Raw genomic sequence first — 17,493 nt, 5'->3', positions numbered from 1 at the left:
TAAGCGTAATCCTCTCTCGGCTACATAACGGTTAGACCGTCTTCTCCTACTCAGGTTATTTAACCTTTTCAAAAAAGAAGCTCATGGATGTAATTCATGGAATATCTATGTGCTGATTTTCACCACCCATCAGCTCTCTAATAACAGGGAGATATCCATTACTGAATCCAATCTTTGCTTTTTCATATACTAATTACAAGCAATTTTAACCATAAAATCATTCTAATGTCAACACTTGGCATGAAGTGTTTCCAACCTTTATGACAAAAGCATACAAATTTCATCATTTCCTATGTTATAATAAGTTAGATTTGGGGGAATGCACAATGAAAAAAAGGAAGAAAAACACAGGCGTTTCTCACCCTTTAACAAAGATATAGGTAAAAGTCTACGGATCTCATACAATGTTATTGGAAATCTTCTTTTACTATTTCTCATTATTGGACTTATAGGTATATGTTTTGCAGGGGGTGTAGGGGCCGGTTATTTTGCTTCACTTGTGAAGGATGAACCTGTTCGATCTTACGAAGAAATGAAAAATGATATTTACAACTATGAAGAGACGTCACAGGTCTTTTTTGATCAAAATATTTACTTAGGAAAATTAAATGCTGACATTGAACGCGAGGAAGTCCAGTTAGAAAACGTTTCTCAACATCTCGTTAATGCAGTTATAGCAACTGAAGATGAGCTGTTTTACGAACATGACGGTGTTGTACCTAAAGCAATCATGCGCGCAATTTTTCAGGAATTCACAAATGCCTCAGTTCAAACGGGTGGAAGTACTCTAACACAGCAATTAATTAAAAACCAAATACTAACAAATGAAGTATCTTTTGATCGAAAAGCAAAGGAAATTCTATTAGCGTTACGATTAGAAAAGTTTTTTGAGAAAGATGAAATTATTGAAGCATATTTAAATGTTGCAGATTTTGGACGAAATTCTAATGGTAAGAATATAGCAGGTGTAGAAGCAGCTGCAAAAGGAATTTTTGGAGTTTCTGCCAAGGACCTATCAATTCCACAAGCTGCATTTATCGCAGGCTTGCCTCAAAGTCCGTTTGGATATACTCCATTTTCAAATGATGGCGGTAAGGTTAAAGAAGACCTAAGTTCAGGCATAAACAGAATGAAAACTGTCTTAAACCGGATGTACACTGGCGGGTTTATTTCACAAGAGCAATACAAACAAGCGCTTTCATATGATGTTCGTGCTAATCTAACACCTAAAAAACCGACATCCACTGAACAATATCCATACCTGACTTATGAAGTAGAAGATCGGGCGAAAGATATAATAGCCGTACAACTTGCCCAAAAAGACGGGTATACAGAAGATGAAATATCAAAAGATAAAGATCTGAAAAATCAGTACCGTACACTTGCTGATCAAGACATAAGACATAATGGATACCGAATTCATACGACAATAAATAAAGATATATATGACAAGATGCAGGAAGTTGTTAAACAATATAAATATTATGGTAGTGATAAACCTGAACAAATCAAAGATTCCGACACTGGTGAAACGAAAACCATTCAAGAACCTGTCGAAGTCGGCGGTGTTCTAATCGAAAACACGACAGGTAAAATTATTAGCTTTGTGGGCGGACGAGATTTTGAACGTGAAAATTTAAATCATGCTACAAATGCTTTACGTGCTAATGGATCAACAATGAAGCCATTATTGGTGTATGCTCCTGCAATGGAGTTGGGAAAAACTCAACCGGGAACAGTTATTGCGGATACGCCAATGACAGGTTCATATAAGCCAAAAAACTATGGCGGTGCTTACCACGGATTAACAAGTGCACGAACTGCCTTGAAATATTCATATAATGTGCCCGCTGCTAAAACATATATGAACATTATGAATCAAAACCCTGTCTCCTACTTAGAAAAAATGGGCTTTTCCAGTTTAAACAAAATTGATTATGGAATAGCATCACTAAGTTTAGGTGGTATGACCGACGGAGTGACCGTTGAAGAAAATGTTAATGCCTACTCAACATTTGCTAACCAAGGTAAGTTTGTTGATGCTTACCTTATAGAAAAAATTGAAAATAGTGATGGAGAAGTCGTTTATCAGCATGAAAAGGTACAAAACGATGTATTCTCAGCTCAAACTGCTTATCTAACAATCGATATGATGCGGGATGTTATAAGAAGTGGTACAGCCGCTTCACTAAATGGCTACCTCTCGTTTAGTGCTGATTGGGCCGGAAAAACAGGTACTGGCCAAGATTACCATGATGCATGGTTCGTAGCGACAAATCCGAATGTAACATTCGGAACATGGATTGGGTATGATACACCAAAGCCATTGGAACAAAACTATAAAGGCATGTCATACAGCAAACGTAATCTCTTACTCTGGGCAAAACTGATGAATGCTGCACATGATGTTGAACCAAACTTGATTGCACCAAAAAACCGTCATGAAACACCAGGTGGTATTGTTCAAAGATCCTACTGTGCATTAACAGGAGAATTGGCTTCAGATCTTTGCCGTAAAGCAGGACTTGTCGCAACAGACATCTTTAATGCAAAATATGTTCCTACCAAAGTTGATGATAGCTTAACACAAGGAAAATATGTGTATGTAAAAGACAGAGCATACAAAGTGCCAGCTTCTGCACCTTCTGAATTTGTTCAAGAAGGTGTAATGCTAAAAAAAGAAGTTCTTCAAAAGTATAATATTAGCAGTACAACTGATCTTAAACGCTTGTTGCCTAGTACATCAAAATGGGGTAACTTAGTTGTAACAGAAGGAAAAGAAATAGTTGATAATGGTTCCAAGCCTAGACAAGTAAGCGGAGTCTCGGCTGGCGGTTCAACGATAAGCTGGAAAGCCAATGCAGACAATGACGTTGTTGGATACCGTGTCTATGGTGCAGCAAATCACTCAACCAGCTTTAAAAAAGTAGCGAGTTTGCCGTCATCTGACAAATTATCTGTATCAGTTGGAAGTAGCCCTGCTGCTTATTACATTGTCGCTGTTGATGTTGCCGGCAATGAATCTTCACCTTCAACTATTGTTAAAATCGGTGATTATGCTGAGGAAAAACCTAAGGTTGAAGAAAAGCCAAAAACAGAGGATCCAAAGCAGGCAGCAAATGCTGATCAAAACAAAGATCTTAACAAACAAAATGAAAATAAAAACGCTGAACAAAAACAGGAAGAGGCACCAGCCTCTTCCTCAACTGACAATAACAAACCTGAATAATATCGAATTGGTTGTATTAAAAAAGAGCTGTAAACAGCTCTTTTTTATTTGTTATAAATTAATCTTCCATCGTTGATAAATCACCGGTTGGTAAATCCAATTCCCATGCTTTTAGGACACGTCTCATGATTTTTCCACTTCGTGTTTTCGGCAATTTGTCACGGAAATCAATTTCACGTGGTGCAGCATGTGCCGCTAAACCTTTCTTTACGAAAGAACGAATTTCTTCCTTCAGTTCATCTGTTGGCTCATACCCTTCTCGAAGGGCAACAAATGCTTTAATAATTTCTCCTCTTACAGGATCAGGTTTTCCAATTACACCAGCTTCTGCAATAGCAGGATGCTCCACAAGCTTACTCTCAACCTCAAATGGTCCAACACGTTCACCTGAAGTCATGATTACATCATCTATTCTACCTTGGAACCAGAAATAGCCCTCTTCATCCATATAAGCGGAATCACCTGATACATACCAATCACCAGGCATAAAATAGGATTCGTACTTTTCTTGATTATTCCAAATGGTGTGCATCATGGACGGCCAACCCTTTTTAATTGCTAAGTTCCCCATTCGATACGGTGGTAATTCATTTCCTTGATCATCCACAATGGCAGCTTTTACTCCAGGGATAGGTTTTCCCATTGAACCCGGCTTTATTTCCATCGCAGGATAGTTACAAATAAGTTGTGCCCCTGTTTCTGTCATCCACCAAGTATCATGAATGCGATTATTAAATACCTTTACACCCCAGCGAACAACTTCCGGATTAAGAGGCTCTCCTACACTTAAAACATGTCTTAATGAACTCGTGTCAAATTGCTTAACAAGTTCATCTCCTGCACCCATTAGCATTCTAAATGCGGTTGGTGCACTGTACCAAACAGTCACACCAAAGTCTTCAATCGTTTGATACCATGTTTCAGGCTTGAACCTTCCTCCAACGATAACATTAGTTGCACCTGACAACCAAGGTGCGAGAATACCATATACTGTACCTGTTACCCAGCCTGGATCAGCTGTACACCAATAAACATCATCTTCTTTTAAATCAAGCACCCATTGTCCTGTTTGATAATGTTGTACCATGGCCTGATGAACATGAAGAACCCCTTTTGGTTTACCGGTTGAGCCTGATGTGTAGTGGAGAAGTAATCCATCGGTTTTATCAACCCATTCAATTTCCAGCTCTTTACTTGCCATTTTCATTTCATTTAAAAAATCAATATGCGGTGCTTCAACAGAATCACCCACAACTACAACATGTTTTAATGATGGAAGGTCATTTAATGGAACTCTTTCTAGCAACTCAGGAGTCGTTACTATAACTTTAGCATCACTATCTTCTAATCGATCCTTTACTGCGCCTTCCATAAAAGCTTCAAACAGAGGCCCAACAATTGCGCCAAGTTTAATTGCTCCTAAGATGACTGAATATAATTCAGGAGTTCTTGGCATAAAGACGAAAAGACGGTCACCTTTTACAACATCTGCCTTGTTTTTCAAGATATTTGCCGCTTTGTTTGATAGCTCTTTTAACTCTTTAAACGTATATTTTTCCTCTCGTTCAGGGTCGCGATAATAAAGCGCCACCTTATTTTTACGAGCAGTTTCTGCATGCTTATCAATGGCCTCATAAGCTGCATTCATACGTCCGGTTTCTGACCAAGTAAAATTCTTTTCAACCTCTGACCAGTCGAACGTCTCATAAGTATGATCGTAATCTGCTAAATTATGATTACCCTTCACCACTGGTAACGCTTCCAATTTCATCCCTAATTCCCCCTTATGTAGAATTCAATTTCTATTATATTACAATACTTCATTTTTCTCAATTTTTGAAATTTATATTCTTAACTATCTTGTAAACGCTTAATTTTTTCGATTAATCTAGTATAATAGAAAAAAGATATGATATCTCCCAAAAAGTTATTTTCACAAGTATTGATAAACATTCACTAAAACTAAAGGGCGGTGACTTAATGAAACACCCTAAGACATATAATGCCAAAGAATTAAAAACACCCATCGGAAGTATTTTAATCGAAGGACCTGTTTCACCTGATAAACTTTCAAGCTACGAATTTCACAATGGTTTAGTTGCTTTTCGTCAACCTCATCAACAGAAAAAGGCTCTAGTTGAAATTGGAGAATTGCCAGAAGGCAGAATTATAATTGCCAGACACCGTGATGTCGTTATCGGCTATGTTACATATCTATATCCTGATCCTCTTGAAAGATGGTCTGAAGGAAAAATGGAAGACTTAATTGAACTTGGAGCCATTGAAGTTGCACCTGAGTATCGAGGGTTTTCAGTTGGAAAAAATCTACTAAAAGTCTCCATGATGGATGACGCAATGGAAAATTATATTATTATTACAACAGAATATTACTGGCATTGGGACTTAAAGGGTTCTGGTTTAAACGTGTGGGAATATCGAAAAGTGATGGAGAAAATGATGAATGCAGGTGGTTTAGAGTGGTATGCAACAGATGAGCCGGAAATAAGTTCCCATCCCGCTAATTGTTTAATGGCAAGAATCGGAAAAAGAATTCCTTCTGAATCTGTTCAGAAATTCGATCAGTTAAGATTTAAAAACCGTTTCATGTATTAACGAATAATCAAAACTATATTGCACGCCCTAAAGGGTAAGGAGGGCAAAAAAATGCTTGTTAAACATGTAATGAAAAAAAATGTGATCACTCTTCGACCTGAAGACACGATTAGTCTGGCATTAAAGTCAATGAAAGAAAATAAAATACGACATATTCCTATCGTAAACGATCATCATATTCTAGTAGGTATTATTACTGAACGTGATGTTAAAGATGCCAGTCCCTCTATTTTTCAATTAGAGTTAAAAGAAAACTTTTTAACAAAACCTATTAAGGATGTAATGTCTGCAGATCTCATTACTGGACATCCTCTCGATTTTGTTGAGGAAATTGCAGCAGTCCTCATTGATAATCAAATCGGGTGCCTACCTATTCTTCAAGATCGGAAACTTGTTGGTTTGATTACTGAGACAGATTTATTACATACTTTTGTAAAACTTACAGGTGCAGACCAGCCTGCTTCACACCTTGAAATAAGAGTTCCAAATAAGCCAGGCATGCTAGCAGAAGTTTCATCCATATTATTAAATCGAAGAGTAAATATTGCGAGTGCACTCGTTTATTCTGACACTGATGACCGACATAAAATTCTTGTTCTTCGTGTCCAAACAATAAATGTAACTCTGATTATTAAGGATATACAATCATCAGGATATCAGGTTATTTGGCCTGAATTGCCGGAGAATGCAAAATGACAAACCAAGACACTGTCTTTATTTACTCACCGGATTTTCAACAATATAAATTTTCACATGATCATCCTTTTAATCAGTTGCGGGTAGAGCTCACCTTTGACCTATTAAAGAACATGAATGCATTAGATCATTCAAAGATTGTCACACCCAGGGTTGCATCAATTGAAGAATTAGCTCTTATCCATGATAAAAAATATATTCAGGCTGTAGAATTAGCCGGACACGGAAAACTAGCAAATGAAGAAGGAAATAATTATGGGATCGGGACAGAGGATACACCTATATTTCCAAAAATGCATGAAGCAAGTTCCCTGCTTGTTGGCGCTACTCTAACAGCTGTAGATTATGTCATGGAAGGCAAAGCAACACATGCTGCTAATTTTGGCGGAGGGTTACACCACGGTTTTAGAGGAAAGGCCTCAGGCTTTTGCATTTATAACGATAGTTCTGTTGCTATTCGCTATATACAAGAAAAATACGGGGCAAAAGTCTTATACATTGACACAGATGCACATCATGGTGATGGAGTTCAATGGACATTTTATGATGATCCGAATGTATGTACACTATCCATTCATGAAACCGGGAGATACTTATTCCCCGGAACAGGAAATATTACAGAAAGAGGCGCAGGCAAAGGATATGGCTTTACGTTTAATATTCCATTAGACGCATTTACAGAAGATGATTCCTGGCTCCATGCCTATCGAACATCAATAGAAGCAGTCGCTGCTTTTTTTAAACCGGATGTTATTTTAACCCAAAATGGCGCAGATGCTCATTTTTATGATCCTTTAACACATTTATCCGCCACAATGGCCATTTACCATGAGATTCCTAAGATTGCTCATAAAATCGCTCATCAATATTGTAATGGTAAGTGGATTGCCGTTGGTGGAGGAGGATATGATATCTGGCGTGTTGTACCAAGAGCATGGAGCTTAATTTGGCTTGAAATGAATCAAATAGAAGTACCGGAACACCTTCCAAAAACATGGATTGATAAATGGCAAAAAAAAGCACCTGTTCCCCTGCCCGATCGTTGGTACGATCCAACAGATATGTATAAACCAATACCAAGAAAACCTGAGATAGAAGAGAAAAATGCTTTGACTGTCGAAAAGGCACTACATCCAATTCGACCTAATTGACTAAAATAACAAAGAAGGGTCTGCCTAAGATTTAGGACAGCCCTTCTTATCATTACAGCTATTGATTACTTGGTTGATTGTCTATATTCCAATCGATGCGGTAATTCAACGATGTGGTTTTCAACTTCTTCTTTATTCATATATTTTGTCAATAACCGCATAGCTACAGCACCAATATCATAGGTCGGCTGAACTACTGTTGTTAGCTGCGGGCGTACCATTGTTGCTAATCTTGTGTTATCAAATCCAACAATTTCGAAATCAGAAGGAATGGAATAGTTTCGGTCCTGTGCCCCGTGAATGACACCTAATGCCATCTCATCTGTACCAACAAAGATAGCTGTTGGCTTTTCTGTTAATTCATCAATTTTTTCAAAAGCTTCTATACCAGAATCGTATGTGTAGTCTCCTTCTACAACCAATTCTTCATCAAACGGCAGTCCTGCATCCTCAAGTGCACGTTTATATCCTACTGATTTTTTCAGACGGTTAACCGGCTCCTCTGCTGGTCCCTCAACATAAGCGATTCTCTTATGGCCTTTTTCAATAAGCATGGAAATAACATCATATGCAGCCTGTTCATAGTTAATGTTAACCGATGGCGTAGTATTTGTTAAATCTACGGATGCTGCTAAAACAATTGGTACAGGAGAGCGTTTGAACTGTTCTACAAGCTCTTCTGTTACATTTCCACTCATAAAGACAATTCCATCTACTTGTTTTCCAAGCATTGTATTTAACAAATGTAATTCTTTATCTTTATTTTGATCAGAATTACTTAAGATAATATTGTATTTGTACATTGTGGCAATATCTTCAATTCCACGTGCAAGCTCTGAATAAAAGATACTTGAAATATCAGGAATGATTACCCCAACTGTTGTTGTCTTTTTGCTTGCAAGACCTCTTGCTACTGCATTTGGACGATAGCCTAATCTTTCAATTGCATCCAACACTTTTTTTCTTGTTGTTGGTTTAACATTTGGATTACCATTTACTACACGAGAGACAGTTGCCATTGAAACATTTGCCTCACGAGCTACATCATATATTGTTACACTTGACATTTAAAACACTCCTTCTGTTACATTGAGAACATTTATTATCTGACTTGGTTTTTCCAGTCTAATTTTGTTATGTAGAAAGTTGTTACGTCTTGTCGTAAATCCAATTCTATGTTTCTTATCATACGATACTCTGAAAACGTCCGCAATCTATTTCCTTCGATTTTTAAGCTGTTTTCACATATTTGTTCGATTTTCACACTTTTATTCGGTTTTTGAGGTTTTACTTATTATCATTTTGCCTAACTTTTTCATTTTTATGAATAAAAAACAAAAAAAGAGGGTGACTTTATGTAATAGGAATTGTTCCTCTAAGAAAAAGCGGAATTCCTATCTTAAGTCAACCTCTTTGTTCAAAGTAACTTTTTAATACCAATCAAAAATCTTTTTCTAACTTCTTATACATTCACTTTAACTAACGGCTTTAATTCAGTCATGAATTGATCGAATTGGTCGAAGTCCATTTGTTGTGCAGAGTCAGATAGAGCGACAGCCGGGTCCGGATGTACTTCGGCCATTACACCATCAGCTCCAATTGCTAGTGCTGCTTTTGCCGTCGGAACTAATAGATCTCTTCGACCTGTTGAATGGGTAACATCTACAAATACCGGTAAGTGTGTTTCTTGTTTTAAAATAGGAACTGCTGAAATATCCAACGTATTTCTAGTTGCACGCTCATACGTCCGGATTCCACGCTCACATAGAATGATTTGATCATTTCCTTGTGAAATGATATATTCTGCTGCGTTTACGAATTCATCAATTGTAGCTGCAAGACCTCGTTTCAAAAGAACAGGTTTACGAACAGCACCCGCTGCTTTTAACAATTCGAAGTTTTGCATGTTACGTGCACCAATTTGAATAATATCAACATAATCTAATGCTAATTCAATATCTGCTGGATTTACAATTTCACTAATAATAGCTAGACCGTATTCGTCGCCTACTTTTCTTAGTATCTTAAGACCTTCCACACCTAAGCCTTGGAAGTCATATGGACTGGTACGCGGTTTGAAGGCACCCCCACGCATGATTTTAATCCCTTTTTTAACGGCTTGTTCTGCAACTGCAGCTACCTGCTCATAGCTCTCAACAGCACAAGGACCTATGATAAATGATTGGCTTCCATCCCCAATCCTAACACCATTAACTTCAATAACTGTATCTTCCGGCTTTTTCTTACGTGATACTAGCAATGCTTTACTATGATCATCTTCTTGAAGCTCTAAACCAGCCTTAAAGATTTCTTTGAAAATATGTTGTAAAGTTGAGTCCAAAAATGGTCCATCGTTATATTCTTTAATACTATTTAACATTTTTCGCTCGCGAACAGGATCATAACGATTGACACCTTGTGCTTCTTTAGCTTTACCAATCTCTTGAACAACTCTACCTCTCTCGTTAATTAACTTTAAGATTTGTAAGTTAATTTCCTCAGCTCTCGCTCTTAATGCTTCTAATTCTGCATTACTCATCTCTCTCATCCTTTCGCATTTAAAATTGATTAGAAATTCGACTTTTTTACTAGTATGGAAACTAGGGTAAGATTTCTTTATCATTCAATAAAAGTGTGGTACATTTTCTTTAATTAGTTGTAATTATAAACCATATAATTGTGATTGTCATTAAAAACTTTAACATTTAAACGCTTTTAAGCTTTTATGCGATAAAGCGAACGAACACAATGAAAGTGTATTATCATTTATTTGTAAATGATGATAACCATCTGCTTAAAGAAGGTGTACAAACATGACCCCTAATGACCTAACATTTGCACTTGATATAGGAACTAGATCTGTAGTCGGATTAATCTTAAAAGAAGAAAACGATTCTTATCTTATTGTTGATACTATAGTAAAGGAACACACAAAACGATCTATGTTAGACGGACAAATTCATGATGTTTTGTCTGTCGCAAATGTCATCTCTTCTGTAAAAAAAGAACTTGAAAAGAAGCACGGACCTCTTCATAAAGTATGTGTTGCTGCAGCAGGTCGTGCATTAAAAACAGAAAGAGCAACTGCTTCTCTTGAAATAACCGGCAAACCTATAATTCAAAAAGAAGATATTCTTCATCTTGAACTCATGGCTGTACAGATCGCTCAGCAACAACTTGCTAAAAAACATGAAAATGAGCGTGCGCATCATTATGATTGTGTAGGATATTCTGTTCTTCATTATGATCTTGATGGTGAAGAGATTGGTAGTTTAATTGATCAACAAGGTGAAGAAGTATCGGTGGAGATTATCGCCACTTTTCTTCCAAAAGTTGTGGTTGAATCTTTGCTGGCTGCACTGAATCGCGCCGAACTTGAAATGGAAGCCTTAACGTTAGAACCAATTGCCGCCATTAATGTCCTAATTCCCACGTCAATGAGGAGATTAAATGTTGCTCTTGTTGACATTGGAGCAGGAACATCTGATATAGCCATTACTGATATGGGAACGATCATTTCGTATGGAATGGTTCCTATAGCAGGTGATGAAATTACAGAATCTGTATCAGACGAATTTTTACTAGATTTCCCAAAAGCTGAAGAAGCTAAGAGAAAACTGGAGTCTGAGAATAATATAACAGTTACAGATATTTTAGGATTCGAAGCTGAACTATCAAAAGAAGATATTTTGAAAAAAATCTCCCCTGCAATCGATAAGCTTGCTGCAGCAATCAGGAATGAGATCATCCGTTTGAATAATGGTATATCTCCTAAAGCGATAATGCTTGTAGGAGGAGGCAGTCTAACTCCGGAACTTCCAAAAAGGTTGGCAGCATTACTAGAGTTACCTGAAAATCGGGTGGCGATCAGAGGTATTGATGCTATACCTCAGCTTAAGCTAGAAGAACATGTTCAAAAAGGACCGGAATTAGTCACTCCGATTGGAATTGCCGTTTCATCCAAACAAAATCCGATTCAATATATAAGTGTAACCGTTAATGAGCGTACTGTGCGGCTATTCCATATGAAATCTTTAACAGTAGCTGATAGTTTATTGTCTTCTGGCATCCAATTAACAAAACTATATGGAAAACCAGGAATGGCCTTAATGGTGACTGTAAACAATAAAGCGATTACCATACCTGGTGGGCATGGCACAGCACCTATTATAAAGAGAAACGGAATGATCTGTTCCATTGAGGATCCAATTACACACGGTGATACAATTACAGTAGAAAAAGGAAAAGATGGAGATGCTCCTGTTGTTCCAGTCAGTTCTATTTTAGATGATATTCCTTCAAAATCATTTCATGTGAATGGCCAGGCCTATACATTAACTGCTTCAATTTTGCTTAACAACAAGAAAGCTAGCCAAAATGTGCTTTTGTCTGATCGTGACCATTTAGTGTGTTCAATACCGGCAACTATTGAAGAAGGACTATATACCATTGGTTTAAAACATGAATTAGACAAGATAAAACCGTTTTCAATCATGATAGACGATAAAATTTTGCCAGTTCCAGCATGTTCAGGAAAACTCTTTAAAAACGGATTGGAAGCCTCAAGAGATTCAAAACTTGAAGATGGCGATATTCTCGTTCTCAAACCTATGAAAGAGCCACTATTGAAAGAATTTATCTTAGAAGCCAACATTCAACAATCTCAAACAATGCCGATTATTTTTAATGGTCAATCCATTGTCCTAGAAAAAACACTACAGGAATTTTATCGAGATGGAATAAAGCTAACCGATTGTGATGTTCTATATAATGGAGAATTTGTAGAAACGAAAAAAAGAAAGGTAGAACCCTTTATTTTTCAAGACCTTTTTACAGCCGTTGAAATTGACATACCTCATTCAAGCAGCAATCAATTTAAATTATTAAAAAACAGCCGGGAAGTATCTTTTCAAGAACCATTGAATCCTGGAGATCAGCTTGAGATTCAATGGATATAAAGAAAAGAGGATAATGCCATAACAAGGCATTATCCTCTTTTCTTTTTCATCCTACAATTTCCTGTTTTAAAGCATCATATGTAATCTTCCAGTGTGAAGCATTCCAAACAACTTCATTTCCTCGAAAAATTAAGGCTTGTGGAGATTCATGTTTTACACCATATGTTTCTGCAATATAATTGGAGAGTTCACGAGCTTCTTGAACATGTAAATGATAGCTGGGATAATCTTTATGAATTTCAGTAAATTCCTGGTATTCATCAAATGCTGCTTGGCTTATAGGACATGTTAAACTATTCTTAACAAATAAAAATTCATTATGTTTGTGTAATAGTCCTTCAAATTGTTCAATTGACTCAATTACATGGTTACTCATTCTATCACCTCTACACCTAGTCAATATTCATATTATCTAAGAATGTTCATGTTCAATATTAACTATTAGATTTGACCGTACTTTCAGTACCCTCTTCTTTAGGGGATTTTTCTTGAACATGATTATTTTCTGTTTGTGCTTCAGATGCTAAAGGTGTTTCTGTTTCTGTTTTATCTTGATTCTTTACTTCAGTTGATTCTTCTGTTAACTGTTCTAAAGCATTTGTTATCTCTTTTTCTACAACATCTGATTGTTCACTTGAGTTCGATGAATTTGTAATCGAACGGACTTTGTCCATAATTTGTGAAGACTGTCCTGTTACTACTTGTGTAAGAGAGGATGTTTTATCTTTTGCAACTGCTGCAAATTCTGAACCTTTCTCAAAAGCATCATTGGTCATTTTACCTGTGCGTTCCTTCATTACTGATGCTTGTTGACCTAAATTACTTCTCATTTCTTTTCCGGATTTAGGAGCCAAAAACAATGCAGTTGCTGCACCAACAAGGCCTCCGATTAGTGAACCGATAATAAAGTCTTTACCATTGCTATTTTTAGCCATGATTTCAACCTCCTCAAATTATTTGTGCATCTAACCATTCAATTGTTGTTTTTTTCACTCTTCTGTTTCCATTTTGCCCATATTTCCATTGCAGCATTACTCCATTGAACAACTTGATTAATTTTTTCCTGATTTTGCTCAAGATTTGTTGACGCTGTAGTTGTTACCTTCTTGACTGTTACATTAAGTTGTTGAATGGTATCCCCTACATCTTTTACTGATTCGACAACATTATTCAACTTTTCTGACTTTTGTTGAATATCTTCCGCAAGTGCATTTGTTTTATGTAATAATACTGTTGTTTCGGTCGTTATTCCTGCCATTTGATTCTCAAGACCTGATAAAGTTCCTGCAACATTTGTGAGCGTAGCCTGTAATGCTTTTAATGTTTTCGATACATATACCACTAATATTGTAAATGCAATGGCTATTAATGCTACACTTAAGTATAAAATGATAATCAAATCATGCACCTCCCATATTTTCCTTGTTATATTCCATACCCTATCATTTCTATTATAAACATAAATTTTACATAATAGCTAAAATCTCCTTCTTTTTAGACATTCATTTTAATCTTAGACTGTTATCGCTAACTTTGCATGCTCTATAAAAGTGTTTGGACTGGTTAATTGTAGCTCCAGGATGCTCGCTTTCCGTGGGGCATGCGGTGAGCCTCCCTAGGCGCCAGCGCTGTATGAGTCTCACCTGCCACGCAGCTCCTACAGGAGTCTCACACATCCGTTACAATCAACCTAACTAGTTTTTATTTAAAGATGCTTTAAAAATTTATTAGGCGTAATAAAGCTCTTACCATTGTTTCATGAGAATCGGGTACAATAAAAGGGTAAGTAGAAATAATAAAGGAGGATTTACATGAAAGATTCACGTATCGAAACTTTAGCAAAAAACTTAATTAATTATTCGATAAAATTACAAAAAGGTGAAAAGGTTCTGATCGAGAATTTCGGTCTGCAAAGAGAGTTAGTTGTTGCTCTTGTAAAGGAAGCGTATAAGGCTGGAGGATATCCATTTGTATCCTTAAAAGATCATCAGGTAGACCGAGCCCTCATGATGGGCGGAATCCAAGAACAATATGAAATGATGGCTGACTTCGAAGCTGAAGTAATGAGTAAAATGGATGCGTACATAGGATTAAGATCTGGCCATAACATTAATGAATTTGCCGATATCCCAGATGATAAAATGAAGCTGCAAGGTCAAACAATCGGCCAAAAAGTTCATCGGGACATACGTGTACCTAAAACAAGATGGGTAGTCTTAAGATACCCAACTTCTTCTATGGCTCAATTAGCCAAAATGAGTACTGAACAATTTGAGGACTTCTATTTTAATGTATGTAATCTTGACTACAGCAAAATGGACAAAGCAATGGATGCTTTAGTTGAGCTTATGAATAAAACAGACAAAGTGCGTTTAACTGGAAATGATACAGATTTAACATTTTCAATTAAAGACATTCCGGCAATTAAATGCTCTGGACAAATGAATATTCCGGATGGAGAAGTCTATACAGCACCTGTTCGTCATTCAGTTAACGGAAAAATTTCATATAATACACCATCGCCATATAATGGCTTTACGTTTGAAAATGTACAACTTACTTTTAAAGATGGAAAAATTGTAGAAGCAACTTCAAACAATACAGAAAGAATCAATAAAATCTTCGATACAGATGAAGGTGCAAGGTATATAGGTGAATTTGCAATAGGAGTGAATCCATTCATCCAGCATCCAATGCAGGATATTTTGTTTGATGAGAAGATTGATGGCAGCTTCCACTTTACCCCAGGGCAAGCTTATGATGATGCTTATAATGGAAATAACTCCAATATCCACTGGGATATGGTTATGATTCAGCGCCCGGAATATGGCGGTGGCGAGATTTATTTTGATGATGTTCTTATTCGAAAAGATGGTCGTTTTGTCATTCCTGAACTAGAGCCTCTTAATCCGGAAAATTTAAAATAATAGTTAAGAAAAGTGCAAGCACCTTGATCAGCCTAGGGTAAATAAGGCGATTTGGAATAGAAGGCGCTCTTTGCCTTCAATTCCAAGTTGACTAGACCCTAGAGGTGCAAGGCGCTGGGACTAGACACCTACACTATGTATAAAATTTCATACTCTCTTACCTGTTTAGAAAAGACGGCAGAGCTCCTTCTACCGTCTTTTTCCTATTAAACATGCACATCTTTCTTTGTAAATAAATAACCAGCAAGTAGAAAGAATGACATCATATGAATCATAATAATGACAATTGAAAAAAGTAAGGTCATTCCCTCAAACATTGGTTCTCCAAAAAAGTAAGGCATTAAATTTGTGTTAGCAAACAATAAATACTTTGCTGCATCAACGTGATAATGTTGAAATAGTGTCATAAGTGCACTTGAAGTAAAAACCAAGAAAATAGGCAGTGCAATTGAAATGATACTATTTCTCGTTATGGCTGATAAACCAAAAGCTATTGATGCGATGATGCCAATTTCTATCAACTGAAATAAGTAACTGCCTAATCCAACAAGTACTCTTTGATCAAGTACAAAAAGTGAATCAGCATAAAAGATGAGGCCAATTATGATCGATAAAAATAATTGGAACATTCCCAGTAAAAATACATTGGCTTGAACCGTTATATATTTGGAAACTAATATATTTACACGTTTAACAGGTCTGATTAACAAAAATTTAATCGTACCTCTTTCAAACTCACTAGAAACAATGTCCCCCGCTATAATAATACTTATTAATTGAATAACAAGCAGTACGTACGAACTCACTTGAACATAATCCCAAAAAGAAAATTCAGTATCCTTAAATAAAAAATGGAAAAAGAGACCCATTAGGATATTTGCAACCACGATCAACCCAAGGAAGATCCACATCCTCATGCGCTTATATAACTTTTGATGTTCATTACGGATAAGCTGGTAAAGGATATTCATGGTTATTCCCCCTTCCTAACTTCTGTAGAAATATCTGCTCTAAAGGGTTATCTATTCTCTCGATACCTACTACATCAAATCCCCAACCTACTAACAGTTTATTTAATCTTGCCACTTCTTCAAGCTCCACCTCAATTGAGAATCCATTAGAATGAAAAATAATATCATTTCCTCTATATTCATCTACTAAGTATGTTTTAAGGGAATCTACATTTACTATTCTGAATTGAAAGGTTTGCTTTTCAATTCGATTGTTTTGCCAATCTCTTAATTGTGAACGCTCAATACATCTTCCATCCTTCATCACGAGCACGCTGTCACAAATAAGCTCAATTTCAGAAAGAATATGGCTTGATATAATGATTGATACGCCTTCTTTGTCTGCGAGCCTTCTGAGGGCATCTCTTAGACTTTTCATTCCTTCAGGATCTAAGCCATTTGTTGGCTCATCTAACAGAAGGATTGAAGGACGGTGGAGTAAAGCCTGTGCCAAGCCTAATCTTTGCCTCATCCCTAATGAATAAGTTTGGACCTTGTCATTTATGTACTCTTCCATTCTTAATAACTCTATCATTTCATCTATTCTTTCGTAGGAAAATTGGTCTGTCATTCTAAATAATTGGACAAGGTTCTCATAACCGGAAAGAAAGTCATACATAATCGGGTTTTCTATAATTGCTCCCACATTGGAAATAGCTTTTTCAAAGTCTTTCTGAAGATCAAACTGGTGAATAGTAATAGACCCTTTCGTTGGTTTTAATAATCCAACAAGCATTTTTAGGATTGTTGTCTTACCTGAACCATTTGGCCCCAATAAACCGAGGATTTCACCATTACACAATTCAAAGCTAACATCATTTATAATCGATGTTTTCCCTATTTTCTTCGATACATTTGATACTTTTAATCGTATATCTTGCTCTTGCATAATACACCTGCTTCCTAAAT

14 protein-coding genes and 1 other annotated feature (1 of these 15 cut by a window edge) are annotated in these 17,493 nt (G+C 36.6%); of the genes, 6 read left to right on the top strand and 8 right to left on the bottom strand.

The window, feature by feature from the left end; all coding sequences use genetic code 11:
• Window positions 1–184 (bottom strand) — a binding site (T-box leader); it reaches 45 nt to the left of the window's first position.
• Between the two features lie 135 nt (window positions 185–319).
• Window positions 320–3,229, top strand: a complete 2,910-nt coding sequence (locus tag AC0L8O_RS04135) for a transglycosylase domain-containing protein (RefSeq protein ID WP_473446714.1) — start codon at window positions 320–322, stop codon at window positions 3,227–3,229.
• A gap of 58 nt (window positions 3,230–3,287) precedes the next feature.
• On the opposite strand, the gene acsA is transcribed toward AC0L8O_RS04135, so the two are convergent.
• A complete protein-coding gene (acsA, locus tag AC0L8O_RS04130; RefSeq protein WP_473446712.1) occupies window positions 3,288–5,000 on the bottom strand; it encodes an acetate--CoA ligase in 1,713 nt (570 codons plus the stop codon).
• A 209-nt stretch (window positions 5,001–5,209) separates the two neighbouring features.
• Here acsA and AC0L8O_RS04125 point away from each other — a divergent pair, with 209 nt between their 5' ends.
• Genes AC0L8O_RS04125 through AC0L8O_RS04115 form a run of 3 tightly spaced genes read left to right on the top strand, consistent with a single transcriptional unit; the run spans window position 5,210 to window position 7,689 of the window.
• On the top strand, window positions 5,210–5,842 hold the full coding sequence (locus AC0L8O_RS04125; protein WP_473446711.1) for a GNAT family N-acetyltransferase: 633 nt from the start codon (window positions 5,210–5,212) through the stop codon (window positions 5,840–5,842).
• Window positions 5,843–5,893: 51 nt separating this feature from the next.
• Entirely contained in the window at window positions 5,894–6,538 is a 645-nt protein-coding gene (locus tag AC0L8O_RS04120) for an acetoin utilization AcuB family protein (protein ID WP_473446710.1), read from the top strand.
• Entirely contained in the window at window positions 6,535–7,689 is a 1,155-nt protein-coding gene (locus AC0L8O_RS04115) for an acetoin utilization protein AcuC (RefSeq protein ID WP_473446709.1), read from the top strand. Before AC0L8O_RS04120 ends, AC0L8O_RS04115 begins: the two co-directional genes overlap by 4 nt.
• 65 nt (window positions 7,690–7,754) lie before the next feature.
• Here the strand turns inward: AC0L8O_RS04115 and ccpA are convergent, their stop codons facing one another.
• Window positions 7,755–8,756: a catabolite control protein A gene (gene ccpA / locus AC0L8O_RS04110; RefSeq protein WP_026561358.1), complete on the bottom strand. Its 1,002-nt coding sequence runs from the start codon at window positions 8,754–8,756 to the stop codon at window positions 7,755–7,757.
• A gap of 395 nt (window positions 8,757–9,151) precedes the next feature.
• Window positions 9,152–10,228, bottom strand: a complete 1,077-nt coding sequence (locus AC0L8O_RS04105) for a bifunctional 3-deoxy-7-phosphoheptulonate synthase/chorismate mutase (protein ID WP_473446708.1) — start codon at window positions 10,226–10,228, stop codon at window positions 9,152–9,154.
• A 274-nt stretch (window positions 10,229–10,502) separates the two neighbouring features.
• On the opposite strand from AC0L8O_RS04105, the gene pilM reads away from it, so the two are divergent.
• On the top strand, window positions 10,503–12,647 hold the full coding sequence (pilM, locus tag AC0L8O_RS04100) for a pilus assembly protein PilM (protein ID WP_473446707.1): 2,145 nt from the start codon (window positions 10,503–10,505) through the stop codon (window positions 12,645–12,647).
• A 46-nt stretch (window positions 12,648–12,693) separates the two neighbouring features.
• On the opposite strand, the gene ytxJ is transcribed toward pilM, so the two are convergent.
• From ytxJ to AC0L8O_RS04085, 3 genes are read right to left on the bottom strand one after another with little or no spacing between them, the layout of a single operon-like run.
• Complete coding sequence (gene ytxJ, locus AC0L8O_RS04095) at window positions 12,694–13,023, bottom strand: bacillithiol system redox-active protein YtxJ (RefSeq protein WP_473446706.1); 330 nt, start codon at window positions 13,021–13,023, stop codon at window positions 12,694–12,696.
• 58 nt (window positions 13,024–13,081) lie between these two features.
• A complete protein-coding gene (locus AC0L8O_RS04090; protein ID WP_473446705.1) occupies window positions 13,082–13,582 on the bottom strand; it encodes a YtxH domain-containing protein in 501 nt (166 codons plus the stop codon).
• 38 nt (window positions 13,583–13,620) lie between these two features.
• Window positions 13,621–14,046, bottom strand: a complete 426-nt coding sequence (locus AC0L8O_RS04085) for a DUF948 domain-containing protein (RefSeq protein WP_473446704.1) — start codon at window positions 14,044–14,046, stop codon at window positions 13,621–13,623.
• A gap of 412 nt (window positions 14,047–14,458) precedes the next feature.
• Here AC0L8O_RS04085 and AC0L8O_RS04080 point away from each other — a divergent pair, with 412 nt between their 5' ends.
• A complete protein-coding gene (locus AC0L8O_RS04080) occupies window positions 14,459–15,574 on the top strand; it encodes an aminopeptidase (RefSeq protein WP_473446703.1) in 1,116 nt (371 codons plus the stop codon).
• A gap of 206 nt (window positions 15,575–15,780) precedes the next feature.
• Here AC0L8O_RS04080 and AC0L8O_RS04075 read toward each other — a convergent pair whose 3' ends face one another.
• Window positions 15,781–16,545, bottom strand: a complete 765-nt coding sequence (locus AC0L8O_RS04075) for an ABC transporter permease (protein WP_473446702.1) — start codon at window positions 16,543–16,545, stop codon at window positions 15,781–15,783.
• Window positions 16,517–17,473, bottom strand: coding sequence for an ABC transporter ATP-binding protein (locus tag AC0L8O_RS04070; RefSeq protein ID WP_473446700.1), 957 nt, complete (start codon window positions 17,471–17,473; stop codon window positions 16,517–16,519). Before AC0L8O_RS04070 ends, AC0L8O_RS04075 begins: the two co-directional genes overlap by 29 nt.
• Window positions 17,474–17,493: the final 20 nt, after the last annotated feature.

This window comes from Metabacillus sp. KJ11-3 (assembly GCF_055808295.1).
Note: the sequence above shows the minus strand (reverse complement) of the source record. Positions and strands in the feature narration are given on the sequence as shown.